At 67.8% G+C, this 23,600-nt stretch carries 21 protein-coding genes and 2 tRNA genes; 13 read left to right on the forward strand and 10 right to left on the reverse strand.

Annotated elements, in window-relative coordinates:
• Positions 1-29: 29 nt before the first annotated feature.
• Positions 30-1,160, reverse strand: coding sequence for a PQQ-dependent sugar dehydrogenase (locus tag B9D87_RS00355; protein ID WP_044488203.1), 1,131 nt, complete (start codon positions 1,158-1,160; stop codon positions 30-32).
• A gap of 262 nt (positions 1,161-1,422) precedes the next feature.
• Here B9D87_RS00355 and B9D87_RS00360 point away from each other — a divergent pair, with 262 nt between their 5' ends.
• Positions 1,423-2,286 (forward strand): DoxX family protein, encoded by an 864-nt coding sequence (locus B9D87_RS00360; RefSeq protein WP_007775543.1) that lies wholly within the window; start codon positions 1,423-1,425, stop codon positions 2,284-2,286.
• Positions 2,287-2,295: 9 nt separating this feature from the next.
• Here B9D87_RS00360 and B9D87_RS00365 read toward each other — a convergent pair whose 3' ends face one another.
• Positions 2,296-2,634, reverse strand: a complete 339-nt coding sequence (locus B9D87_RS00365; protein ID WP_007775541.1) for a PH domain-containing protein — start codon at positions 2,632-2,634, stop codon at positions 2,296-2,298.
• Positions 2,635-3,020: 386 nt separating this feature from the next.
• Between B9D87_RS00365 and B9D87_RS00370 the strand changes: the two genes are divergently transcribed.
• The 3 genes from B9D87_RS00370 (at position 3,021) to ilvC (ending at position 6,453) form a co-directional block, all read left to right on the forward strand.
• Complete coding sequence (locus B9D87_RS00370) at positions 3,021-4,889, forward strand: acetolactate synthase large subunit (protein ID WP_007775539.1); 1,869 nt, start codon at positions 3,021-3,023, stop codon at positions 4,887-4,889.
• Positions 4,889-5,389: an acetolactate synthase small subunit gene (ilvN, locus tag B9D87_RS00375; RefSeq protein WP_007775537.1), complete on the forward strand. Its 501-nt coding sequence runs from the start codon at positions 4,889-4,891 to the stop codon at positions 5,387-5,389. The genes B9D87_RS00370 and ilvN overlap by 1 nt, the downstream gene beginning before the upstream one ends.
• 62 nt (positions 5,390-5,451) lie before the next feature.
• The gene (gene ilvC, locus B9D87_RS00380) at positions 5,452-6,453 is read left to right on the forward strand and encodes a ketol-acid reductoisomerase (protein ID WP_007775535.1); all 1,002 of its coding nucleotides are present in this window, start codon (positions 5,452-5,454) and stop codon (positions 6,451-6,453) included.
• Positions 6,454-6,521: 68 nt separating this feature from the next.
• Here ilvC and wrbA read toward each other — a convergent pair whose 3' ends face one another.
• The gene (gene wrbA, locus B9D87_RS00385) at positions 6,522-7,124 is read right to left on the reverse strand and encodes an NAD(P)H:quinone oxidoreductase (RefSeq protein ID WP_007775531.1); all 603 of its coding nucleotides are present in this window, start codon (positions 7,122-7,124) and stop codon (positions 6,522-6,524) included.
• Positions 7,121-8,572: a phytoene desaturase family protein gene (locus B9D87_RS00390; protein ID WP_007775529.1), complete on the reverse strand. Its 1,452-nt coding sequence runs from the start codon at positions 8,570-8,572 to the stop codon at positions 7,121-7,123. The genes wrbA and B9D87_RS00390 overlap by 4 nt, the downstream gene beginning before the upstream one ends.
• Before the next feature lie 29 nt (positions 8,573-8,601).
• Between B9D87_RS00390 and serA the strand changes: the two genes are divergently transcribed.
• Entirely contained in the window at positions 8,602-10,188 is a 1,587-nt protein-coding gene (serA, locus tag B9D87_RS00395; RefSeq protein ID WP_007775528.1) for a phosphoglycerate dehydrogenase, read from the forward strand.
• The gene (locus B9D87_RS00400) at positions 10,185-11,195 is read left to right on the forward strand and encodes a 3-isopropylmalate dehydrogenase (protein WP_007775518.1); all 1,011 of its coding nucleotides are present in this window, start codon (positions 10,185-10,187) and stop codon (positions 11,193-11,195) included. Before serA ends, B9D87_RS00400 begins: the two co-directional genes overlap by 4 nt.
• On the opposite strand, the gene B9D87_RS00405 is transcribed toward B9D87_RS00400, so the two are convergent.
• Positions 11,095-12,399 (reverse strand): MFS transporter, encoded by a 1,305-nt coding sequence (locus B9D87_RS00405; protein WP_007775517.1) that lies wholly within the window; start codon positions 12,397-12,399, stop codon positions 11,095-11,097. The genes B9D87_RS00400 and B9D87_RS00405 overlap by 101 nt on opposite strands.
• A gap of 144 nt (positions 12,400-12,543) precedes the next feature.
• On the opposite strand from B9D87_RS00405, the gene B9D87_RS00410 reads away from it, so the two are divergent.
• The 4 genes from B9D87_RS00410 (at position 12,544) to B9D87_RS00425 (ending at position 15,203) form a co-directional block, all read left to right on the forward strand.
• Positions 12,544-13,350: a fumarylacetoacetate hydrolase family protein gene (locus B9D87_RS00410; protein WP_007775515.1), complete on the forward strand. Its 807-nt coding sequence runs from the start codon at positions 12,544-12,546 to the stop codon at positions 13,348-13,350.
• Complete coding sequence (gene gltX, locus B9D87_RS00415; protein ID WP_007775513.1) at positions 13,347-14,825, forward strand: glutamate--tRNA ligase; 1,479 nt, start codon at positions 13,347-13,349, stop codon at positions 14,823-14,825. Before B9D87_RS00410 ends, gltX begins: the two co-directional genes overlap by 4 nt.
• A gap of 150 nt (positions 14,826-14,975) precedes the next feature.
• Positions 14,976-15,047 (forward strand) — tRNA-Gln (locus B9D87_RS00420).
• 83 nt (positions 15,048-15,130) lie between these two features.
• Positions 15,131-15,203: transfer RNA gene (locus B9D87_RS00425), tRNA-Glu, on the forward strand.
• A gap of 13 nt (positions 15,204-15,216) precedes the next feature.
• Here the strand turns inward: B9D87_RS00425 and B9D87_RS00430 are convergent.
• Both B9D87_RS00430 and B9D87_RS00435 read right to left on the reverse strand, forming a co-directional pair.
• Entirely contained in the window at positions 15,217-15,729 is a 513-nt protein-coding gene (locus B9D87_RS00430) for a pyridoxamine 5'-phosphate oxidase family protein (protein ID WP_007775509.1), read from the reverse strand.
• A gap of 47 nt (positions 15,730-15,776) precedes the next feature.
• Positions 15,777-16,478, reverse strand: a complete 702-nt coding sequence (locus B9D87_RS00435) for an IclR family transcriptional regulator (RefSeq protein ID WP_007775507.1) — start codon at positions 16,476-16,478, stop codon at positions 15,777-15,779.
• An 84-nt stretch (positions 16,479-16,562) separates the two neighbouring features.
• Between B9D87_RS00435 and leuC the strand changes: the two genes are divergently transcribed.
• The 3 genes from leuC (at position 16,563) to B9D87_RS00450 (ending at position 19,477) form a co-directional block, all read left to right on the forward strand.
• Complete coding sequence (gene leuC, locus B9D87_RS00440) at positions 16,563-18,002, forward strand: 3-isopropylmalate dehydratase large subunit (protein ID WP_007775506.1); 1,440 nt, start codon at positions 16,563-16,565, stop codon at positions 18,000-18,002.
• A gap of 26 nt (positions 18,003-18,028) precedes the next feature.
• Positions 18,029-18,625 (forward strand): 3-isopropylmalate dehydratase small subunit, encoded by a 597-nt coding sequence (gene leuD, locus B9D87_RS00445; protein ID WP_007775504.1) that lies wholly within the window; start codon positions 18,029-18,031, stop codon positions 18,623-18,625.
• Between the two features lie 210 nt (positions 18,626-18,835).
• Positions 18,836-19,477, forward strand: coding sequence for an HU family DNA-binding protein (locus B9D87_RS00450; protein ID WP_052002571.1), 642 nt, complete (start codon positions 18,836-18,838; stop codon positions 19,475-19,477).
• Positions 19,478-19,569: 92 nt separating this feature from the next.
• Here B9D87_RS00450 and mutT1 read toward each other — a convergent pair whose 3' ends face one another.
• From mutT1 to cofC, 3 genes are all read right to left on the reverse strand, one after another.
• Complete coding sequence (gene mutT1 / locus B9D87_RS00455) at positions 19,570-20,517, reverse strand: 8-oxo-(d)GTP phosphatase MutT1 (protein WP_007775500.1); 948 nt, start codon at positions 20,515-20,517, stop codon at positions 19,570-19,572.
• Between the two features lie 86 nt (positions 20,518-20,603).
• Positions 20,604-22,793, reverse strand: coding sequence for an RNA degradosome polyphosphate kinase (locus B9D87_RS00460; RefSeq protein ID WP_007775498.1), 2,190 nt, complete (start codon positions 22,791-22,793; stop codon positions 20,604-20,606).
• Positions 22,794-22,881: 88 nt separating this feature from the next.
• Positions 22,882-23,532 (reverse strand): 2-phospho-L-lactate guanylyltransferase, encoded by a 651-nt coding sequence (gene cofC / locus B9D87_RS00465; protein ID WP_007775495.1) that lies wholly within the window; start codon positions 23,530-23,532, stop codon positions 22,882-22,884.
• Positions 23,533-23,600: the final 68 nt, after the last annotated feature.

Consider the following 23,600-nt stretch of genomic DNA (forward strand, 5'->3'; position numbering starts at 1 on the left):
TCCGACCGCCGTCATGACGGCGGGGGCCGTCAGCTCTTGTCGTCGCTGTTACGTGGGAATCCGCCGCCCTGCGGGAAGAGCGGGAACACCACGTCGTCCAGCTTCTCGGCGTCCCCGGCCGTCTTGTTGACCGTTGCGCCCCAGACGTTTCCATCCGGTGACATGCGCAGCGCCCAGGCGTGCGCATGGGTGTCCTTGCGGACGACGTCGGGCTCGCCGGTCACCGCGCCGGTGGCCGGCGCCAGCCGGACCGCGACCGTCAGCTTGGTGTTGATCAGGTTGACCAGCACGGTCCCGTCCATCGCCGCGCATCCGGCCACGCCCGGCTTGTCCGGCCAGGTCCACACCGTGGACACGTCCGACGTTTTGGTGATGCGCTGCAACCGATCTGCCGTCGGGGTGCGGTCGGCGACATACAGTGAGCCGTCCACCGGGTCGGTGCACAGGCCGCCGCCGGCGCCCACCCCCGACAGCGCGGTCGTCGGCGGCGCCTGGCCCACCGTGGTGGGCTGCTCGATCCGCAACACCTTGCCCGCCAGCGATTTGGGGTCGGCGGCCAGCGCCGGATTGCCGGCGTCGCCGGTCATCACCACCAGCGTGGTGGGGCTGGTGAAGATCAACGCTCCGGTGTTCCCGGTGGCGCCCTTGGGGATTCCGGTCAGGATGTCCTTGGGGATGTCGCCGTCGGCCACGCGGATGACCCGGTTGTCGGTCGGCGTGCTGATGTAGGCGTACATCAGGCGGTCCTGCGTGTAGGTGGGCGACATGACGATGTCCATCAGGCCGCCATCGCCGGACGGGTCCACCGGTATCACCGTCTTCACCTTGGGCTCGGCGCTGACGGAGATCTCCTTGACCGCGCCGGTGGTGCGCTCGGCGACGAGCGCGGTTTTGCTGTCGGGGCCCATGATCAGGCCGCTGGTGCTCTCCAGGCAGCCCTGCATCACGCCGGGGGCGGGGCAGGCCTTGGGAAACGGCGTGGGCGGCAGCGGCGGCGGCGGGGGAGGCGTCGAGCTGGGCTGCGGCTTCAGCTCGGGGGCCGTGGTGAACGGCTGGGATTGGGCGTCGTTGAAGCGCGCGCACCCGGTGGCTACCAGCACGAGGGCGCACAGCACGGCGAACCCGCGCCGAACCGGCCGCCCCGATCGCCCTAGTCGCATGACCGTCAGGCTACGGACACTGCCGGCGGCGCCGCCACACACGTCCCGGTTGCCCACCGCCGAATGCTCGATCACGGCCCATTCCGGCCGGGCCGGGCGCCGCCCCCGGCGAACGGCCGATCTCGCGTGGCGGGCCCCGAATCGGGCTCGGGAGGCCATTTGGGGTCCATCCGGGCCGGTTTGACGGGCAAACCGCCGATTGCCAGGCGAAAGCGCCGCTCAAATCCCCAATTCGGGGCCGAATGCCCTTACCCTGACACCCGTGACCAGTCAACCGAATGACGCACATTGGCAACGGCCCGGCGAATCGCCGGAGCCGACCCCGGGACGCCCCGCCTCGGCGCGGCTGGTCGATCCCGAAGATGATCTGACGCCAGTCGGCTACCCCGGCGACTTCAACCCGTCGACCGGAACTACCACCGTCATCCCCTACGGCGGCGCCCCCGCGGTCGCCGGCTCCGGGGCCGGCGGCTACAACCTGCTGGAACAGCAGGAGCCCTTGCCTTACGTCCAGCCACATTCGCCGGCCCGGCACGCCGCCCCCGAGTCCGCCGACATCGACGACGACGATGAACACCACGATCGGTTCCACGACGTCGGCCGGCGCGGAACGCAGCATCTCGGTTTGCTGCTGCTGCGCGTCGGGCTGGGCGTGGTGCTCGGCGCCCACGGGCTGCAGAAGCTGTTCGGCTGGTGGGGCGGCTCCGGCGTGACCGGCTTCAAGAACTCACTGTCCGACGTCGGCTTCCAGCACGCGGACATCCTCGCCTACGTGAGCGCCGGCGGCGAGGCCGTCGCGGGCGTACTGCTGATTTTGGGCCTGTTCACGCCGGTGGCCGCGGCGGGTGCGCTGGCGTTTTTGATCAACGGCCTGCTGGCCAGCGTCTCGGCGCGGCCGCACACCCGCACCTTCTCGTTCTTCCTGCCCGAGGGCCACGAATACCAGATCACCCTGATCGTCATGGCCGCCGCGGTTATCCTCTGCGGACCCGGCCGCTACGGACTGGACGCGCGCCGCGGTTGGGCGCATCGGCCCTTCATCGGGTCCTTCGTCGCCCTGCTGGCGGGCATCGCGGCCGGCGTCGGCGTCTGGGTGGCCCTCAACGGCGTGAATCCGATCGGCTGACCGGCCCTCTCACTCGTAGGGATTGGGCACCCGCCCCGCGCTGGCCTCGGTCAGCTCGGGCAGCGTGGAGAACGTGACCGCGGGCAACCGCAGCTCGGTGCCGCTGTTGAGGTGCGCACGTCCCCACGAACCGCGGTGGAAACGCAGCCCGTCGATGTCGTCCCAGCGCACCCGCCGGCTGCCGAACAGCGTCCGAACCGTCACGCCCTGCTCGTCGGCGACGGTGCGTAACCGGACGATCATCGCCGACAGCAGCACCGGAAGGATCAGCAGCGGAAGCGACGGCGGCCACAGCATCACCGGAATCAGCAACCCCAGGGTCAAGAACCCGACGGCCAGATGCGCCATCGGCGACACCTTGATCACCAGGGGCTTGTGCGAGGGCGTTTGGGGAGACGAACCGGTAGCCACCCCATCATCATTTCACCCGGTACCGGGGACCGAACGGGCGAGCGCCCGGCCGGCGGCGCCGTCGCCGACCCCGCTGGCGACCGGGGCGCCGAGGGGCACGGATTTGACTGCTGAGCTGTGCGAAGACTACCGTCGGACGCTATGGATACCGCCGGAAAGCCCGGGATGCTCGTAGTAATTAGTCAGCGCGTTGGTGCCTGACTTGCGTTTGAGCATTTGAAGCAATCCAGCACCAGCGCGCAACCCTCGTGCAGCAGATGAGCTGTCGGGGGTTTTTTGTTGCCCCCAGCGAGACTCCCGGAATGAATAAGGACTGAACGACAGTGAGCGCTCCCATCAGGCAGCACGCCTCCGCGACACCGGACGCTGCCGACATCGCCACGGACGCGGCCAAGCCCGCCGCCAAGTCTGCGACCGGCAAGCCGAAACGTATTGGGCCCGAGCAACTTACCGGCGCTCAGTCGGTGATCCGCTCGCTGGAGGAACTCGGCGTAGAGGTCATCTTCGGGATTCCCGGCGGCGCGGTGCTGCCGGTCTATGACCCGCTGTTCGACTCCAAGAAGCTGCGGCACGTGCTGGTCCGCCACGAGCAGGGCGCAGGCCACGCCGCCAGCGGCTACGCGCACGCCACCGGCAAGGTCGGCGTCTGCATGGCGACGTCGGGACCCGGCGCCACCAACCTGGTGACCCCGCTGGCCGACGCCCAGATGGACTCGATCCCGGTCGTCGCCGTCACCGGCCAGGTCGGACGCTCGCTGATCGGCACCGATGCCTTCCAGGAGGCCGACATCTCGGGCATCACGATGCCGATCACCAAGCACAACTTCCTGGTCCGCTCGGGCAACGAGATCCCGCAGGTGCTCGCCGAGGCCTTCCACATCGCCTCCTCGGGCCGCCCCGGCGCGGTGCTGGTCGACATCCCCAAGGACGTGCTGCAGGGCCAGTGCACGTTCAGCTGGCCGCCGCGGATGGATCTGCCCGGATACAAGCCGAACACCAAGCCGCACAACCGGCAGATCCGCGAGGCCGCCAAGCTGATCGCGGCCTCCCGCAAGCCGGTGCTCTACGTGGGCGGCGGGGTCATCCGCGGGGAGGCGACCCAGCAGCTGCACGAGCTGGCCGAGCTGACCGGCATCCCCGTGGTGACCACGCTGATGGCACGCGGCGCGTTCCCGGACAGCCATCCGCAGCACATGGGCATGCCCGGCATGCACGGCACCGTCGCCGCCGTGGCGGCGCTGCAGCGCAGCGACCTGCTGATCGCGCTGGGAACCCGCTTCGATGACCGGGTGACCGGGAAGCTGGACACCTTCGCCCCCGAGGCCAAGGTCATCCACGCGGACATCGACCCGGCCGAAATCGGCAAGAACCGCCACGCGGACGTCCCGATCGTCGGCGATGTCAAGGCCGTCATCATCGAGCTGCTCGAGTTGCTGCGCCAGGACGGGATTCCCGGCAAGCTCGACATGACCGAGTGGTGGGCCTACCTGAACGAGGTTCAGTCCACCTACCCGCTGAGCTACGGCCCGCAGAGCGACGGCAGCCTCGGCCCGGAGTACGTCATCGAGAAGCTGGGCCAGATCGCCGGCCCGGACGCCCTGTACGTCGCCGGCGTCGGCCAGCACCAGATGTGGGCGGCCCAATTCATCTCGTACGAGAAGCCGCGCACCTGGCTGAACTCCGGCGGACTGGGCACCATGGGGTTCGCCATCCCGGCGGCGATGGGCGCCAAGATGGCCCGCCCGGATGCCGAGGTGTGGGCGATCGACGGCGACGGCTGCTTCCAGATGACCAACCAGGAGCTGGCCACCTGCGCGGTCGAGGGCATCCCGATCAAGGTGGCGCTGATCAACAACGGCAACCTGGGCATGGTGCGCCAATGGCAGACGCTCTTCTACGAAGAGCGCTACTCGCAGACCGATCTGGCCACGCACTCGCACCGCATCCCGGACTTCGTGAAGCTCGCCGAGGCGCTGGGCTGCGTCGGATTACGTTGCGAGCGTGAGGAAGACGTCGAAGAGGTGATCAAAGCGGCGCGTGCGATCAACGACCGCCCGGTGGTGATCGACTTCATCGTCGGCGCCGACGCGCAGGTGTGGCCGATGGTGGCCGCAGGCACCAGCAACGACGAGATCCAGGCGGCCCGCGGAATCCGCCCGCTGTTCGACGACGAGAGCGAAGGGCACGCCTGATGCACACGCACACCCTGTCGGTGTTGGTCGAGGACAAACCCGGCGTGCTGGCCCGTGTGGCGGCGCTGTTCTCGCGGCGCGGGTTCAACATCGAATCGCTGGCCGTCGGCGCCACCGAGCAGAAGGACATGTCGCGGATGACCATCGTGGTCTCCGCCGAGGAGACCCCGCTCGAGCAGATCACCAAGCAGCTCAACAAGCTGATCAACGTCATCAAGATCGTCGAGCTCGACGACGACAACTCGGTGTCCCGGGAATTGGCGCTGATCAAGGTGCGCGCCGACGCCGGCATCCGCAGCCAGGTGATCGAAGCGGTAAACCTGTTCCGCGCCAAGGTGATTGATGTCTCGCCGGAGGCTCTGACGATCGAGGCCACGGGTGACCGCGGCAAGATCGAAGCGCTGCTGCGGGTGCTGGAACCCTTCGGGATCCGCGAAATCGTCCAATCCGGAGTGGTGTCGCTGGCTCGCGGTCCGCGCGGAATCGGCACGGCCAAGTAAGTTTTCGGTGCAAACAAGAAGGAGATAGTGAAGTGGCTAACCCGTCTGGGGAGACATTGCCGATGTTCTACGACGACGATGCGGACCTGACGATCATCCAGGGTCGCAAGGTCGGCGTCATCGGATACGGCAGTCAGGGACACGCGCACTCGCTGAGCCTGCGCGACTCCGGCGTGCAGGTGAAGGTGGGCCTCAAGGAGGGTTCGAAGTCGCGGGCCAAGGTGCAAGAGCAGGGCCTGGACGTCGACACCCCGGCCGAGGTCGCCAAGTGGGCCGACGTCATCATGCTGCTGGCGCCCGACACCGCGCAGGCCGACATCTTCAAGAACGACATCGAACCCAACCTCAAGGATGGGGACGCGTTGTTCTTCGGACACGGCCTCAACATCCACTTCGACCTGATCAAGCCGCCGGCCAACGTCACCGTCGCCATGGTGGCGCCGAAGGGCCCAGGGCACCTGGTGCGCCGGCAGTTCGTCGACGGCAAGGGCGTGCCCGCGCTGATCGCCGTCGACCAGGACCCGAACGGTGACGGCGAGGCGCTGGCCCTGTCCTACGCCAAGGCCATCGGCGGCACCCGCGCCGGCGTCATCAAGACCACCTTCAAGGACGAGACCGAGACCGACCTGTTCGGCGAGCAGGCCGTGTTGTGCGGCGGCACAGAGGAATTGGTGAAGACCGGTTTCGATGTGATGGTCGAGGCCGGCTACCCGCCGGAGATGGCCTACTTCGAGGTGCTGCACGAGCTCAAGCTGATCGTCGACCTGATGTACGAGGGCGGCATCGCACGGATGAACTACTCGGTGTCCGACACCGCGGAATTCGGCGGCTACCTCTCGGGTCCGCGCGTCATCGACGCCGGCACCAAGGAGCGGATGCGAGAAATCCTGCGCGACATCCAAAGTGGCGACTTCACCAAGAAGCTGGTCGCCAATGTCGAGGGCGGCAACAAGCAACTCGAGCAGCTGCGCAAGGAGAACGCCGAGCACCCCATCGAGGTCACCGGAAAGAAGTTGCGCGACCTGATGAGCTGGGTCGACCGGCCGATCACCGAAACGGCCTAGCTTTTTCGCTCGAGCGCCCGGCCGGCCGGGCGTCCGGCCTTGCCCGCCCGGCCGGCCGGGCGTCCGGCTCAGGACGCCGCGAGGCGCCCCGCCGTCGCGACGACCCGCCGCGCCAGATGCTCGAGGGCGGCACCGGTCGGCTCGTCGAATTCCTTGATGTTGTCGTGGGTGGTGACCAGGCTCGCGCCATAGGGATTGCCGTCGACGAACTTGCACGGGTCCGTGTAACCGGGCGGCACGATGATGCCGCCGAAATGCATCAGCGTGATGTAGAGCGAGAGCAGGGTGGTCTCCTGGCCGCCGTGCAGGGTGTTGGACGACGTGAAGCCCGCATACACCTTGTCCGCGAGCTTGCCCTGCGCCCACAGCCCGCCCAGCGAATCGAGGAACGCGCGCAATTGCGCTGCCGGAGAACCGAACCGGGTCGGTGAACCGAAGATCACCGCGTCCGCCCAGACGATGTCGTCGCCGGTGGCCGTCGGAAGGTCCTTGGTGGCCTCGTAATTCGCCGTCCAAGCCGGGTTGTGGGCGAACGATTCGGGATCCTGGGTTTCGGCGACGTGCCTCAGCCGGACTTCGGCGCCGGCCGACTCCGCCGCGGCGGCGACGCGCTGCGCCATCGTCGTGCCATGGCCGGTGGCCGAGTAATAGATGATCGCAAGTTTCGTCACGGCGTCATCGTAGGCCGCAACCCCGGCATCGTGTCGATCCCGAATTCCCGGCGCAACAACGTGCGGGCCGCGTAGTAGCCGGCCATGCCGTGCACACCGCCGCCCGGCGGTGTGGCCGCCGAACACAGGTAAACGTTGGGAATCGGTGTGCGCCAAGGGTTTAACCGCGGTGTCGGGCCGGCGATCGCCCGCCAGGCGGAATTGCCGCCCATCCCGATGTCGCCGCCGACATAGTTGGCGTTGTGGTCGCACAGCCGCGCTGCCGGCACCGCGCGCGCCGCCACCACGACGTCGCGGAAGCCGGGTGCGAACCGCTCCACCACCGCGGTCACCGCTTCGGTCGCGTCGATGGTGGACCCCGACGGCACGTGCGCATAGGTCCAGAAGGGCCGACGCCCGGCGGCGTCGATGCGGCCGGGGTCGGCGACGTGCGGCGACGCGGCCAGCACCATGGGCCACTGCGCGTGCCGGCCCGCGGCGATGTCGGCCTCGGCACGAGCCATCTGCGCCCGGGTGCCGCCCAGATGCAGGGTGGGGGCCTGCCGCAGCCGGGGATCCGACCACGGGATCTCGTCGCCCAGCACGAAGTCGACCTTGGCCACGCCGGGGCCAAAGGTATAGCGCCGCAACGCCTTCGCGTAGCGCGCGGGTAACGCGTCGCCGTAGATGCGCAGCAGCGTGGTCGGCGCGGTGTCGTAGGCGACGACAGAGCCCGGGGGGCCGGGAGGGGACGTCACCTCGGTGCCCGCCGTGAGCTCGCCACCGTGCGCGCGCAGATCGGCGATCAGGGCGTCGGTGATCGCCTGGCTGCCGCCCACCGGAATCGGCCAGCCGACCGAATGCGCGAGGGTGGCCAGCATCAACCCGGCACCGGCCGCGGTCAGCGACGGCATCCGCGAAATGATATGCGCGGCAACGCCGGTGAACAGGGCGCGGGCGTCCTCGCCGGTCAGCGTCCCCCACGCCGGGGTGCCTTGGGCCAGCATCCGCAGCCCCAGCTGCAGCGCGGACGGCAGCGACTTCGGCACCGACCGTTTGTCGCCCAGCAGCAGGGCCACCACGTCGTCGGAACGTTCGACCAGCGGGCCGAGCAGGCGCTTGAAGGACGCGCCGTGCTCGAGTTCGGCGCAGGTGCGGTCCAGGTCGCGGTAGGCGATGGCCGCGGGGCGCCCGGGCAACGGGTTGGCGTACGAGATCTCGGGCACCGCCAGCCGGACGCCGCGGGCGGGCAGGTCGAATTCCTTGAAGAACGGCGACGCCAGCGCCAACGGGTGCACCGCGGAGCAGATGTCGTGCACGACTCCCGCGGAGTCTGGGTCGGCCGCGGTGCGCGCACCCCCGCCAAACGTCGGTTGAGCTTCGACGACCTGCACTTTCAGGCCGGCCCGGGCGCAGATTACGGCTGCCGTCAACCCGTTGGGTCCGCTGCCGACGATGGTGACGTCCACGCGTCAATTACAGCCGATAGGCTGGCCGGGTGAATCTGCCTGTTGTACTCATTGCCGACAAGCTCGCCGAATCCACCGTCGCCGCCCTGGGCGACCAGGTCGAGGTGCGCTGGGTGGACGGCCCGGATCGGGAGAAGCTGCTGGCGGCCGTGCCGGAGGCCGACGCGCTGCTGGTGCGTTCGGCCACCACGGTCGACGCGGAGGTGCTGGCGGCTGCCCCCAAGCTGAAGATCGTCGCCCGCGCCGGGGTGGGCCTGGACAACGTGGACGTCGACGCCGCCACCGAGCGCGGCGTGCTGGTGGTCAACGCGCCGACGTCGAACATCCACAGCGCCGCCGAGCACGCGCTGGCGCTGCTGCTGTCCGCGGCCCGCCAGGTGCCGGCCGCCGACGCCTCGCTGCGCGAGCACGCCTGGAAGCGGTCGTCCTTCTCGGGCACCGAGATCTTCGGCAAGACGGTCGGCGTGGTGGGCCTGGGCCGGATCGGGCAGCTGGTTGCCCAGCGGCTCAGCGCCTTCGGCACCCACCTGGTCGCCTACGACCCCTACGTGTCGCCGGCCCGCGCCGCGCAGCTGGGCATCGAACTGCTGACGCTGGACGAACTGTTGGGCCGCGCCGACTTCATCTCGGTGCACCTGCCGAAGACGCCCGAGACGGCGGGCCTGATCGACAAGGACGCGCTGGCCAAGACCAAGCCGGGCGTCATCATCGTCAACGCCGCCCGCGGTGGCCTGGTGGACGAGGCCGCGCTGGCCGACGCGGTGCGCAGCGGCCACGTCCGCGCGGCCGGCCTGGACGTCTTCTCCAAGGAGCCGTGCACCGACAGCCCGTTGTTCGAGCTGCCGCAGGTGGTGGTCACGCCGCACCTGGGCGCATCGACCGAAGAGGCACAGGACCGGGCCGGCACCGACGTCGCGGCGAGCGTGAAGCTCGCTCTGGCCGGGGAATTCGTACCCGACGCGGTCAACGTCGGCGGCGGGGTGGTCAACGAGGAGGTGGCGCCGTGGCTGGACCTGGTGCGCAAGCTCGGGGTGCTGGCCGCCACGCTGTCCGACGGCCCGCCGGTGTCCCTGTCGGTGCAGGTGCGCGGCGAGCTCGCCTCCGAAGATGTTGAGGTGCTTAAACTTTCGGCACTACGCGGGCTGTTCTCCGCCGTCGTCGAGGGGCCGGTGACGTTCGTCAACGCCCCGGCGCTGGCCGAAGAGCGCGGCATCACCGCCGAAATCGGCACCGCGTCGGAAAGCCCGAACCATCGCAGCGTGGTCGACGTCCGCGCGGTTGCGCACGACGGCACCGTCGTCAACGTCGCCGGCACATTGTCCGGCCCGCAGCTGGTGGAGAAGATCGTGCAGATCAACGGGCGCAACTTCGATCTGCGCGCGCGGGGCACCAACCTGGTGATCAACTACGTCGATGCGCCCGGCGCGCTGGGCAAGATCGGCACCCTGCTGGGTTCGGCCGGGGTGAACATCGAAGCCGCGCAACTCTCCGAGGACGCCGAGGGGCCGGGCGCGACGATCCTGCTGCGCCTGGACCGCGACGTGCCGGGCGACGTGCGGGCCGAAATCGGCGCGGCCGTGGGCGCCAACAAGCTTGAGGTGGTTGACCTGTCGTGAAGCTGGCGATCATCGAGGGTGACGGCATCGGCCCAGAGGTAGTGGCCGAGGCCGTCAAAGTCCTGGACACGGTGCTGCCCGGGGTGGACAAGACCAGGTACGACCTGGGCGCGCGGCGCTACCACGCCACCGGCGAGCTGCTGCCGGACTCGGTCGTCGACGAGCTGCGCGCGCACGACGCCATCCTGCTCGGCGCCATCGGTGACCCGTCGGTGCCCAGCGGCGTGCTGGAGCGAGGGTTGTTGCTGCGCCTGCGTTTCGAGCTGGACCATCACATCAACCTGCGGCCCGGCCGGCTGTATCCGGGAGTGAACAGCCCGCTGGCCGGCAACCCCGACATCGACTTCGTGGTGGTGCGCGAGGGAACCGAAGGGCCCTACACCGGCACCGGCGGCGCCATCCGCGTCGGAACGCCCAACGAAGTCGCCACCGAGGTCAGCCAGAACACGGCTTTCGGTGTGCGCCGGGTGGTGGTCGACGCGTTCGAGCGGGCCCAGCGGCGCCGAAAGCACTTGACGCTGGTGCACAAAACCAACGTGCTGACCTTCGCCGGCCGGCTCTGGTCGCGCATCGTGGCCGAGGTCGGACGCGACTATCCCGACGTCGAGGTGGCGTACCAACACATCGACGCCGCGACCATTTTCATGGTCACCGACCCCGGCCGGTTCGACGTGATCGTCACCGACAACCTGTTCGGCGACATCATCACCGACCTGTCGGCGGCGGTGTGCGGCGGAATTGGCTTGGCGGCCAGCGGAAATATCGACGGCACCCGGACCAATCCCTCGATGTTCGAGCCCGTTCACGGCAGCGCGCCGGACATCGCCGGCCAGGGCATCGCCGATCCGACCGCCGCCATCATGTCGGTGGCGCTGCTGCTCGCCCATCTCGGCGAGGACGACGCCGCTACGCGGGTGGACCGGGCCGTCGAACAGTACCTGGCAACGCGTGGGGACGAACGGCGCGCCACCACCGAAGTCGGCGAACGGATTGCTGCCGGGCTCTAGTCTCCAGTCCGGGCGGCACCAACCGCGTGGGCACCAGCGGCACCGCCGCCAGGGGGAACAACGCGCACAACATCCATGCCGGTGGGTATTTCGCGGCCGAGATCAGCGCACCGAACAGTGGTGGGCCGGCGGCGGCCATCATCCGCTGGGTCGTGTTCTGGATGCCCAGGGCGCGCCCGCTCCAGTACGGGCCGGCGAATTCGGTGATGGCCGTGGCCTCAAGCCCGTTGTCGAGCACCGCGATCACCGAGACGGCGACCATCAGCCCCGCCTGCCACCGGGAATTCATGTAGTCGGCCCACGCCAGCAGCACCAGGACCAGCACGGCGGCGGCCGCGATGTAGCGCACCGGCCGCATGCGAGAGCCCAGTCGATCGGACCAGCGGCCCACCGCCACGCGGCCGACCGCGCCGAGCAGCTGCGACAGGGTGACCAACGCGCCGGCGGCCGCGACCGACCAGTGCAGGTTCTTGATCAGCCACACCAGCATGAACGTCACCGTGACCGTTTGCGGCATCATCATCAGGCCCGCCACCGCGTGAATTCGCCATAGCGTCAACGACCCTCGATACGGGCTGGCGAGTTCCTGATTGCTCGCGCTGGCGCGGGGTTTGCGCGGCGGGTCGACGATTCCGATGACGCTCACTACCGCACCGAACACGCACGCCAGCGCGGTGAACCGGAGGCCGGCCCGGGGCCCGTGCTCGGCGAGCTCGGGAATTATCATCGCGCCCAAGGCGATTCCCAGCGGTTGCGCGGTTTGGCGGATGCCCATGGCCAGCCCGCGCTGATGTGGTGGGAACCACGCGGACACCAGCCGCCCGCCGGCCGTGTTGCAACTGGCGGCGGCCATACCGCCGAGGAACAGGTACACGGCGATCATCACCATCGAATGCGCTGTCGCCGCCGCGTAGGCGGCGATCGCGGTGAGCGCCGAGCCCGTGGTCATCACCACCCGCTCGCCGACCCGGTCGAGCACGTATCCCCAGAGCACCAGCGTGACCACCATGCCCCAGCTGGGCATCGAGGCCAGCAGACCGGCCTCGTCGAGCCGGATTCCGCGCGCGCCCTGCAGCGACGGGATCAGGAACGCGACGCCGTTGATGAAGAGGAACGAACTGGCCGTCGCCAGCAGCGAAACGATCATGATCGACCAGCGGGCGCCCGCGCCGACTTCGGGCGTCGCGGCCGGATCGGACTGCATTCCCCATGCTTGCACACCGGCGGGAAATTTAGGGGCAGGACTAGTGCCGTTACCCGTCATTGCCGCCCCCGATTCCGCCCCGCTCGGTCACGGCCCGCCACGCCCGGCTTCGCCGCGCTCGCGACCGTCACTAGGCTCAACCGAATGCGCCTTGGTCGAATCGCCAGCCCGGACGGTGTCGCCTTCGTCAGTATCGAAGGTGACCTCAACGACCCAGCCCAGATGATCGCGCGCGAGATCGCCGAACATCCATTCGGCACGCCGAACTTCACCGGCCGTTCATGGCCGTTGGCGGACGTCCGGCTGCTCGCCCCGATACTGGCCAGCAAGGTGGTGTGCGTCGGCAAGAACTACGCCGACCACATCGCCGAGATGAAGGACATGACCGGGCCCGCGCCGGTGGATCCGGTGATCTTCCTCAAGCCCAACACCGCGATCATCGGGCCGAACGTGCCGATTCGGTTGCCGGCCAACGCATCACCGGTGCACTTCGAGGGCGAGCTGGGGGTGGTCATCGGCCGGCCCTGCAAGGACGTCTCAGCGGCCCAGGCGGCGGAGAACATCCTCGGTTACACCATCGGCAACGACGTTTCGGCACGCGATCAACAAAAAGCCGACGGGCAGTGGACCAGGGCCAAGGGGCATGACACCTTTTGCCCCGTCGGCCCGTGGATCGTCACCGACCTCACACCGCTGGATCCCGGCGATCTGGAATTGCGCACCGAGGTCAACGGCGACGTCAAGCAGCACAGCCGCACCTCGCTGCTGATCCACGACATCGGATCGATAGTCGAGTGGATCTCGGCGGTGATGACCCTGCTGCCCGGCGACATCATCCTCACCGGCACGCCGGCGGGCGTCGGCCCCATCGAGGACGGCGACACCGTCTCCATCACCATCGAGGGCATCGGCACGCTCACCAATCCCGTGGTCCGCAAAGGAAAATCGTGACTGCACCAGCACAAGTCCGGGTCCGATTCTGTCCCTCGCCCACTGGAACCCCGCACGTCGGAATGGTCCGCACGGCGCTGTTCAATTGGGCGTACGCCCGACACACCGGGGGCACCTTCGTGTTTCGCATCGAGGACACTGATGCGCAGCGCGACAGCGAGGAGAGCTACCTGGCGCTGCTGGACGCGCTGCGTTGGCTCGGCCTTGATTGGGACGAGGGGCCCGAGGTCGGTGGACCCTACGGCCCGTACCGTCAGTCGCAGCGCAGTGAGATTTATCACGACGTGGTGGCCAGACTGCTCGAAGCGGGCGAGGCCTACTACGCGTTCTCCACGCCCGAGGAGGTCGAGGCGCGGCACGTCGCCGCGGGCCGTAATCCCAAGCTGGGCTACGACAATTTCGACCGGCAGCTGACCGATTCCCAGCGCGCTGCGTTCCTGGCGGAGGGCCGCAAGCCCGTGGTGCGGCTGCGCATGCCCGACGAAGACCTCGCCTGGGACGACCTGGTTCGCGGCACCACCAGCTTCGCGGCCGGCTCGGTGCCGGATTTCGCGCTGACCCGCGCCAACGGAGATCCGTTGTACACCTTGGTGAACCCGTGCGACGACGCGCTGATGAAGATCACCCACGTGCTGCGCGGCGAGGACCTGCTGCCGTCGACCCCGCGCCAGCTGGCGCTGTACCAGGCGCTGATCCGCATCGGCGTGGCCGAGTGGACCCCTCAGTTCGCGCACCTGCCAACGGTATTGGGGGAGGGAACCAAAAAACTCTCCAAGCGCGACCCGCAGTCGAACCTGTTCGCCCATCGCGACCGCGGTTTCATCCCCGAAGGGCTGCTCAACTATCTCGCGTTGCTCGGCTGGGCCATCGCCGACGATCACGACGTGTTCAGCCTCGACGAGATGGTGGCCGCGTTCGACGTGGCCAACGTCAACTCCAATCCCGCCCGCTTCGACCAGAAAAAGGCCGACGCGCTCAACGCCGAGCACATCCGGATGCTGGCGGCCGAGGACTTCACCTCCAGGCTGCGCGCCTACCTGGACGCGCACGGCCATCGTCTCGCACTGGACGACGCCGAATTTGCCACCGCCGCGGATTTGGTACAGACCCGGATCGTGGTGCTCGGCGACGCGTGGGACCTGCTGAAGTTCCTCAACGACGACGAATACGCGCTCGACCCCAAGGCCGCCGCCAAGGAGCTGGGAGCCGACGGCGCCGCGGTCCTGGACGCGGCGCTGCCCGCGCTGGACGCCGTGACGGACTGGACGGCGCCGCGGATCGAAGCCGCGCTCAAGGCCGCGCTGATCGACAACCTGGGCCTCAAACCGCGCAAGGCGTTCGGCCCGATCAGGGTGGGCGCCACCGGGACCACCATCAGCCCGCCGTTGTTCGAGTCGCTGGAGCTGCTGGGACGTGACCGCAGCATGGCGCGGCTGCGGGCCGCGCGCGAGACGGCCGGGCGGCCCCACGCGTGAGCGGCCGGGGCCACGCGTGCGAAGTGTCCGCCGAGACTTTGGTAGTCTGCACTGCGGTTTAGGAAAGGCCGACAACGGCTGGCGGCGGCGGACTCCAAAGAGCTCATGAAGCCCGCAATCGACGCTGACCAGCGGTTTTAGGCAAGCCAATGGGGTATGGTGTAATTGGCAACACAGCTGATTCTGGTTCAGCCATTCTAGGTTCGAGTCCTGGTACCCCAGCAAAACTCTCGCTAAAGCTCCCCGCCTCAAGCGATTAGGTGGGCTTAGCGGGGTGAGCTATGCTGACTGCTCGGATCGTTTCTGGCCCCGTCGTCTAGCGGCCTAGGACGCCGCCCTCTCACGGCGGTAGCGTGGGTTCGAATCCCATCGGGGCTACAAGATATCGCAGCTACTGGCCGGTCCCCAGGACCGCCGGTGCTGTCGATCCACCCACCGGCATGGCCGGCAAGCCGAGTTTGCGGTGATCCCACGAACGAGCCCGACGGGCGACGATGCGAACGCAGACCCGCTTGTTCATCATCTGCTCGACGAACGGCTTCATGTCGTCGCTGTAGGGACCGGTGTAGCGCTCCCACACGCTGACGCCCACGCGGTGTGAGACGTCGGGGTCGTCGACGATTTCGGCGACGCCCTCGAAGGACACCCCGCGCAGTGTGTCGTAGGTGTGGCCGTCCTCGATCAGGAAGCTCACCCGCGGATCGCGCTTGAGGTTGACCGCCTTCTGCGACTTGGCCTTGGTCTCCAGCCAGATCTCGCCGTCGACGACGGCGTACCACATGGCGGTCAGGTGTGGCTGGCCGTCGGCGCCGATGGTGGCCAGCGTGCCGGTGCGGCTTTTCACGACGAAATCGGCGACCTCGTCTTCGGACATGACGATGCTCGCGCGCTGATTGGTTCCCATGCCGGTCAGTCTGTCAGGCCGCCTGCGATCCCCGGTGCGCTGGTGGCTCAGAGGCGACGGGTGATTGCCTCGGCGGCCGACAACAGGTCGGCGGCCCAGCGCGCCCCGGGGCGCCGGCCGATCCGATCGATGGGACCGGAGACCGAGATGGCCGCGACGACGCCACCGCGACCATCGCGCACCGGCGCGGACACACTCGCCACGCCCGGCTCGCGCTCGGCCACGCTCTGGGCCCAGCCCCGCCGCCGCACTTCGGCCAGGGTTCGTTCGGTGAATTTCGCCGTCGCAAGCACGGCCTTCTGGGTGGCCGCGTCGCTATGGGCCAGCAGCACTTTGGCGCCCGACCCGGCCGTCATCGGCAATCGCGCCCCGATCGGCACCGTATCGCGAAGGCCCGCAGCGGGTTCCAGCGCGGCCACGCAGACGCGGTCGGTGCCCTCGCGGCGATACAGCTGCACGCTCTCCCCGGTGGTTTCGCGCAACAGCGGCAGTACCGCGGCGCTGGCGGCCAGCAGCGGATCGTTGACGTGGGCCGCCAGTTCACTGACGGCCGGACCGAGGCACCAGCGTCCTTCGTCGTCGCGCGCCAGCAGGCGGTGCACTTCGAGGGCGGCGGCCAGCCGGTACGCCGTGGCGCGCGGCAACGAGGTGCGCTCACACAGTTCGGCCAACCCACAGGGTGATTGGGAGATCGTGTGGAGGATACCCACGGCTTTGTCCAGGACGCCGATGCCGCTATGCTGTCTCACAAGGAGATACTAGCGTCTCGCATTCTGAGATCACAGCCCGAATGATCGACGAGCCGCTAACGAGGCGAATTGAGGCGAGTTCGAATGGGAATCGACCGAGGGGCGGCGGGGGCCGCCGCCAAACCGCGCACTCTGGCCGAAAAAGTTTGGGATGACCACGTTGTGGTGTCCGGTGGGGCCAGCGAGCCGGACCTGATCTACATCGATCTGCATCTGGTGCACGAGGTCACCAGCCCGCAGGCTTTCGACGGCCTGCGCCTCGCCGGCCGGCCGGTGCGGCGCCCCGATTTGACGTTGGCCACCGAGGATCACAACGTTCCGACCACCGATATCGACAAGCCGATCGCCGATCCGGTGTCACGGACCCAGGTCGAGACATTGCGGCGAAATTGTGCCGAATTCGGTGTGCGGCTATATCCAATGGGCGACGTGGAGCAGGGCATCGTGCACGTGGTCGGGCCGCAGCTGGGCCTCACCCAGCCCGGAATGACCGTCGTCTGTGGGGATAGTCACACCTCGACGCACGGGGCATTCGGCGCGCTGGCCATGGGAATTGGCACCTCCGAGGTCGAACACGTGCTGGCCACCCAGACGCTTCCGCTGCGGCCGTTCAAGACGATGGCGGTCAATGTCGACGGGCAGCTGCCCGCGGGCGTGACGGCCAAGGACATCATTCTCGCACTGATCGCCAAGATCGGTACCGGTGGCGGGCAGGGCCACGTCATCGAATATCGCGGCAGCGCCATCGAATCGCTGTCGATGGAAGGCCGGATGACGGTGTGCAATATGAGCATCGAGGCCGGTGCCCGGGCGGGCATGGTGGCTCCGGACGAAACCACGTTCGAGTTCCTGCGCGGTCGCCCGCACGCTCCGCAGGGGGCGCAATGGGATGCGGCGATGAGCTATTGGCAACAGTTGCACACCGACCCCGGGGCCGAATTCGACACCGAGGTCTACCTCGACGCCGCGTCGCTCAGCCCGTTTGTGACGTGGGGCACCAACCCCGGCCAGGGCGTTCCGCTGGCCGACGCGGTGCCCGATCCCGAGTTGATGACCGACGACGCGCAGCGTCAGGCCGCTGAGAAAGCGTTGGCGTATATGGACCTTCGACCGGGCACGCCGATGCGTGACATCGCCGTTGACACGGTGTTCGTGGGCTCTTGTACCAACGGTCGTATCGAAGATCTGCGCGTCGTCGCCGACGTGCTGCGCGGCCGCAAGCTCGCGCCCGGGGTGCGGATGCTGGTGGTGCCGGGCTCGATGCGGGTGCGCGCGCAGGCCGAAGCCGAAGGGCTGGGTGAGGTTTTCACGTCCGCGGGCGCCGAATGGCGGCAAGCGGGCTGCTCAATGTGCCTGGGGATGAATCCCGACCAGCTTGCGCCGGGGGAGCGATGCGCGGCGACGTCCAACCGCAACTTCGAAGGGCGCCAGGGTAAAGGTGGCCGCACGCATTTGGTGTCTCCGGCCGTTGCGGCGGCGACAGCCGTTCGCGGCACATTGTCCGCTCCTGCCGATTTGAGCTGACGTATTCCACTCGTGAAGGGATGAGCATGGAAGCATTTCGCACCCACACCGGTATCGGTGTGCCGCTGCGGCGGTCCAATGTCGACACCGATCAGATCATTCCGGCGGTGTATTTGAAGCGTGTCACCCGAACCGGTTTCGAGGACGGCTTGTTCGCCAGCTGGCGGTCGGATCCGTCATTCGTGCTCAACCTCAGCCCCTTTGACCGGGGGTCAGTGCTCGTCGCGGGGCCCGATTTCGGGACCGGCTCCTCGCGTGAGCATGCGGTGTGGGCACTGATGGACTACGGGTTCCGGGTGGTCATCTCGTCTCGATTCGGTGACATTTTCCGGGGCAACGCCGGCAAGGCGGGGCTGCTGGCGGCCGAAGTTTCTCAGGACGGTGTGGAGCTGCTCTGGAAGCTCATCGAGCAGAGCCCGGGCTTGGAAATCACTGTCAATCTTCAAGATCGAAATATCACCGCGGGAACGACGGTGCTGCCGTTCAAGATTGACGACCACACCGCATGGCGGCTACTCGAGGGACTCGACGATATAGCCCTTACGCTGCGGAAACTCGATAAAATCGAGGCATTCGAGATCGAGTATCCGGACTGGAAACCGCGCACTCTGCCCACCTCCTGAGTGGTCGGCCGGCGCCGATTTTCTGCTTGACCGGCTAACTAAACCGAGCCGATTTTTAACACCACCACCGGTCAAGGGCGGCAACCAGATTGCGAAATCTGCGGACGCCTTGCCCTGAAATTGCGCGTGGCTCTTGGAAATTTGCTGGGTGAGGGTTTACCGTGTCCACTAGTCGGTTCAAATCGAGGACCACTAGTGTCGGAGGGATTGATGAACAAGGCAGAGCTCATTGATGTGCTCACAACTAAATTGAACACGGACCGTCGACAGGCGACCGCTGCGGTCGAGAATGTTGTCGACACCATTGTGCGTGCGGTACACAAGGGCGACAGCGTCACTATCACCGGGTTCGGTGTGTTCGAACAGCGGCGCCGCGCAGCGCGGGTGGCCCGCAACCCGCGGACCGGTGAGACGGTGAAGGTGAAGCCGACGTCCGTCCCGGCGTTCCGCCCCGGTGCTCAGTTCAAAGCGGTTGTGTCTGGCGCACAGCGCCTCCCGTCGGACGGCCCGGCCGTCAAGCGCGGTGTGGTAGCGGGTAGTGGTGCGGCCAAGAAGACGGCCGCCAAGAAGGCTCCGGCCAAGAAGGCCGCGGCCAAGAAGGCTCCCGCCAAGAAGACTGCGGCGAAGAAGGCTCCGGTGCGCAAGGCCGCGACCAAGGCTCCGGCCAAGAAGGCGGCGACCAAGGCTCCGGTGCGCAAGGCCGCGACCAAGGCCCCGGCCAAGAAGGCCGCGGTCAAGAAGGCTCCGGCCAAGAAGGCCGCGACCAAGGCTCCGGCCAAGAAGGCCGCGAGCAAGGCTCCGGCCCGCAAGGCTCCCGCCAAGAAGACGACCGCGCGTCGCGGTCGCAAGTAAGCGGAGTCAAGCTCTAGACACGAATACCCTTCGGGCGGCAGCGGTGCCCCCGAAGGGTATTCGTGCGCTTGCGGCGGGCCACCGCAATCACGCTAGGCCCGGACGTTGGCGGCCAGCGCACCGCCGATGTGGTCGGCGGCCACCAATCGTCCGTCTAACAGCGACAGCACCCAGGTGCTGCCCTTGTGGTTGCGCGACTTGTCGGGTCGCACGCCATCGCGCTCACACCACCACGCGATCAGGTCCGGAATCACCTTGCCCTGCGTGCAGACAACCGGTGTGCCGTGCTGCTCGGCGATGTCCAGCATTCGATGGCGTGCGCGTTTCGCGTTCTTGGCATAGGCCTCTTCGGTGAGGGCGGGCTCGTTGTGCACGGGCACTCCCAAATCCGCGGCAAGCGGTTCCACGGTCTGGTGGCAGCGGACTCGGTCGGCCGCGTAGACCTGTGATGCACCGAAGGCCAGCAGCTGTGGAACCAGCGCCTCGGCCTGTGCGCGTCCGCGCTTGTCCAGCGGTCGCTTGGCGTCGTCGCCGGAGAAACGGGATTTGCGGCCGGCGGTGCCGTGCCGGACCACCAACACGGTTTGTGTGTCGGCGGGTTTTTTGTTGAAGTGGCGCAACACTTTTCGATCCTGCGCGTAGTCGAGCCGCTGCATCGCCTCGGCCAGCGGAAGCCAGAGCAACCGGTCCACCTCGTTGCCCGGCACGAATTCGCCGCCGGTGGCGCGGGCCGCCCAGTAGTAGACCTTTTTGACGCCCTGGTCGATTGGATAGCTCACCACGTCGAGCCGCCTGCCCAGGATCGCGCGCTGGCCCGTCTCCTCGTGCACCTCGCGCACGGCGGCCACCGGGGCCGTCTCGCCGGGGTCCACCTTGCCTTTGGGCAGTGACCAGTCGTCATAGCGGGGGCGATGAATCACGGCGATCTCGACGTCGTTGTCGTCCGCGTCAGCATGGCCCGGTCGCCACAGCACCGCGCCGGCGGCATAGACGACTCGGCTTCCAGAGCGCCGAGGGGTGGACGAATTCTGGGTCGGCACCTCAACTCCTGCAGATCAATTCACCTCAGGGCCGCACGCTTGAGCACGCCGCGGCCCGGAGAAACAACCGGAAGTCACGCACAGAGCTAAGGACTGCGATGGCGCTCCATCAACGATACTTGGTGGTCACGCACGGTATGGCCCTCCTGTGGCGACGGGGTCCACTGCCCGTCGGGCCCCAGTTCCCAGCACCGCGTGGACGGATCCAGTGCGGATTCGAACAATTCGTCGAGCTGCGCGGTGAGCTTGGGGTCCTTGACCTGAGCCAGGACTTCCACCCGCCGATCGAGGTTGCGATGCATCATGTCAGCGCTGCCGATCCAGAACTCGTTGATGTTGCGGAAATGGATGATCCGCGAGTGCTCCAAGAAGCGGCCGAGAATTGAGCGGACGAAAATGTTTTCGGAGAAACCCTCGGCGCCCGGGCGCAGCGCGCAGATGCCGCGCACCACGACCTCGACCCGCACCCCCGCCTGCGAGGCCCGATACAGCGCGTCGATCACCTGCTCGTCGACGAGCGCATTCATCTTCATGCGGATGCGCCCGTTGCCGCGTTCGCGGTGCGCTTCGATCTCGCGTTCGACGCGTTCGATGATGCCCGAGCGAATTCCGTGCGGCGCCACCAGCAGATTGCGATAGGAGACCTTACGCGAATAGCCGGTAAGCGAATTGAACAAATCGGTGAGGTCCGCGCCGATGTCGGGGCTCGCCGTCAGCAGGCCGACATCCTCATAGAGGCGGGCGGTCTTGCTGTTGTAATTGCCCGTTCCGATGTGGCAGTAGCGCCGGATCGCCGAACCCTCGCGGCGCACCACCAGGCAGGTCTTGCAGTGCGTCTTGAGGCCGACGAGCCCGTAGACCACATGCACGCCCGCCTGCTCGAGTGCGCGCGCCCACCGGATGTTGGCCTGTTCGTCGAAGCGCGCCTTGATCTCGACGAGCGCCACGGCCTGCTTTCCGGCCTCGGCCGCTTCGATCAGCGCCCGCACGATCGGCGAGTCACCGGAGGTGCGGTACAGCGTCTGTTTGATCGCCAGCACGTTGGGGTCCGCGGCGGCCTGCTGAATGAAGCGCTGCACGCTGGTGGAGAACGAATCGTACGGGTGGTGCACCAGGACGTCGCCCTCGCGCAGCGTCGCGAAGATGCTCTTGGGAGATTCGCGGTCGGCGAACGCGGGGTGGGTGTCCGGCACGAACGCCGGGTCTTTGAGCGCGGGCCGGTCCAGGCCGTAGATCTGCCACAGCGACGAAAGGTCGAGCAGGCCCGGCACTTCGATGACGTCACCGGGATGCACGTCGAGCTCGCGCAGCAGCAATTCCAGCATGCCCTCGGTCATGTCGTCGGCGATCTCGAGCCGCACCGGCGGGCCGAACCGCCGGCGCGCCAGTTCCCGTTCCAGCGCCTGCAGCAGATCCTCGTCGCGGTCTTCTTCGACCTCCATGTCGGCGTTGCGGGTGATGCGGAAAGCGTGGTGCTCCACGATGTCCATGCCCGGGAACAGAAGAGGAAGGAAGGCCGCGATCAGCTCTTCCATCGGCAGGTAGCGGACGATGGTCCGCCCCGAGCCGTCAGCGTCGTTGATGGCGGCGAGTTCGACGAAGCGATCGACGTTGTTGGGCACCTTGACTCGCGCGAAGTGCTGCCCGCCGTCCTCGGGCTGGCGCACCATGACCGCCAGGTTCAGGCTGAGCCCGCTGACGAACGGGAACGGGTGCGCGGGGTCGACGGCCAGCGGGGTCAGGACCGGGAAGACCTGTTCGGTGAAATAAGCCGACAATTCGTCGCGTTCGGCCTGCTCCAGGTCGGCCCACGTGACGATGTGGATGCCTTCCTCGGCCAGCGCAGGCCGCACCGAATCGAGGAACACCCGCGCGTGCCGGGTCGCGATCCGCTGCGTCTGCTCCCCGATGAGGGCGAGCTGCTTGCGCGGCGTCAGACCGTCGGCGGAGCGAACCGACAGCCCCATCTCGTCGCGGCGTTTGAGGCCGGCGACGCGCACCATATAGAACTCGTCGAGGTTGGAGGCGAAGATCGCCAGGAACTTGGCGCGTTCCAGCAGCGGCAACGAGTTGTCGTCGGCCAGCGCCAGCACGCGGGCGTTGAAGTCCAGCCAGCTCAGTTCGCGGTTGAGGTAACGATCGTCCGGCAGATCGGTCAGCGCGGCCTGGGTCGCAGCCGGTGGTGCCGCCACGGCCGAGTCGCCCGAATGCCACAAATTCTCGTCGGGTCGCGCCTCAGCTTCGATTTCAGTCACCCTGCGATCATTGCTCATCACGCGCGGGTGCTGCTAGCGCTCGGGGGACATCCATTCGCCGTTGGGACGACGTTCACCCGTCGGACAGATTTGCCAGGCGTGATCGAAATCAGTGCGGCGCGATGGCCCGGGCGGTCGCCGCGCCCACGCCGAGGCGGCGGGCGGCGGCCAGGTCGGTGGGAGTGTCGACGTCGCACCGCAGGCCGGGCCAGGCGCCGGTCAGCTCGATCGCGCCCGAACTGCGGTGCCGCGCCGAAGAATCGGGGCCGAACTGGGGGGCGAGCGGGCTGCCGAACGCGAACAGTGCGGCGGTGCCCGTCGCCAACCGGTCGGCGACGAAGCTGCGCCGGTGGTGGCGTGCCGCGGCGATCGCCTCGTTCAGCTCCTGAGTCTGTAGTGCGGGTAAATCCCCTTGCAGCACAACAACATTGGCGAACGAACTGCCCACCGCGCGTTCCGCGGTGGCGATGGCGTTGTTCAGCGGATCCGGGTGACCCTCGGGCGTCGGGTCGGCCAGCACGTCGGCGCCCAGCTCGGTGGCCGCGGCCGCCGCGGCGTCGTCGGGCGTGATCACGGTGATCGAGCCCAGGGAGCGGACGCGTCCGGCGGCGGTCAGCGTGTCCATCAACATGGCCAGCACCACGCTCTCCCGGGTGCGCGCCGAGAAGACCGGGGCCAGCCTGGTCTTGGCCGCGGCCAACCTCTTGACGGCGATGATCAACGCCACGTCGCCTGCGTCGTTGGCCCGTATGCCGGTCATGAGATGTCATCCTGCCAGCGCCGCGCCACGGCGCGCGTGACGCCCGGTCCGTCGCTGATCTAGGGTGT

The organism is Mycobacterium colombiense CECT 3035, from assembly GCF_002105755.1.
GTDB lineage: Bacteria > Actinomycetota > Actinomycetes > Mycobacteriales > Mycobacteriaceae > Mycobacterium > Mycobacterium colombiense.

Bases quoted from the DNA above. Each gene is read 5' to 3' on its own strand.
- B9D87_RS00410 (WP_007775515.1), top strand. From the start codon at position 12,544: ATGCGCCTTGGTCGAATCGCCAGCCCGGACGGTGTCGCCTTCGTCAGT.
- B9D87_RS00365 (WP_007775541.1), bottom strand. From the start codon at position 2,634: ATGGCGCATCTGGCCGTCGGGTTCTTGACCCTGGGGTTGCTGATTCCG.
- leuC (WP_007775506.1), top strand. From the start codon at position 16,563: ATGGGAATCGACCGAGGGGCGGCGGGGGCCGCCGCCAAACCGCGCACT.
- B9D87_RS00430 (WP_007775509.1), bottom strand. From the start codon at position 15,729: ATGGGAACCAATCAGCGCGCGAGCATCGTCATGTCCGAAGACGAGGTC.
- B9D87_RS00355 (WP_044488203.1), bottom strand. From the start codon at position 1,160: ATGCGACTAGGGCGATCGGGGCGGCCGGTTCGGCGCGGGTTCGCCGTG.
- ilvN (WP_007775537.1), top strand. From the start codon at position 4,889: ATGCACACGCACACCCTGTCGGTGTTGGTCGAGGACAAACCCGGCGTG.
- cofC (WP_007775495.1), bottom strand. From the start codon at position 23,532: ATGACCGGCATACGGGCCAACGACGCAGGCGACGTGGCGTTGATCATC.
- leuD (WP_007775504.1), top strand. From the start codon at position 18,029: ATGGAAGCATTTCGCACCCACACCGGTATCGGTGTGCCGCTGCGGCGG.
- B9D87_RS00405 (WP_007775517.1), bottom strand. From the start codon at position 12,399: ATGCAGTCCGATCCGGCCGCGACGCCCGAAGTCGGCGCGGGCGCCCGC.
- B9D87_RS00450 (WP_052002571.1), top strand. From the start codon at position 18,836: ATGAACAAGGCAGAGCTCATTGATGTGCTCACAACTAAATTGAACACG.
- ilvC (WP_007775535.1), top strand. From the start codon at position 5,452: ATGTTCTACGACGACGATGCGGACCTGACGATCATCCAGGGTCGCAAG.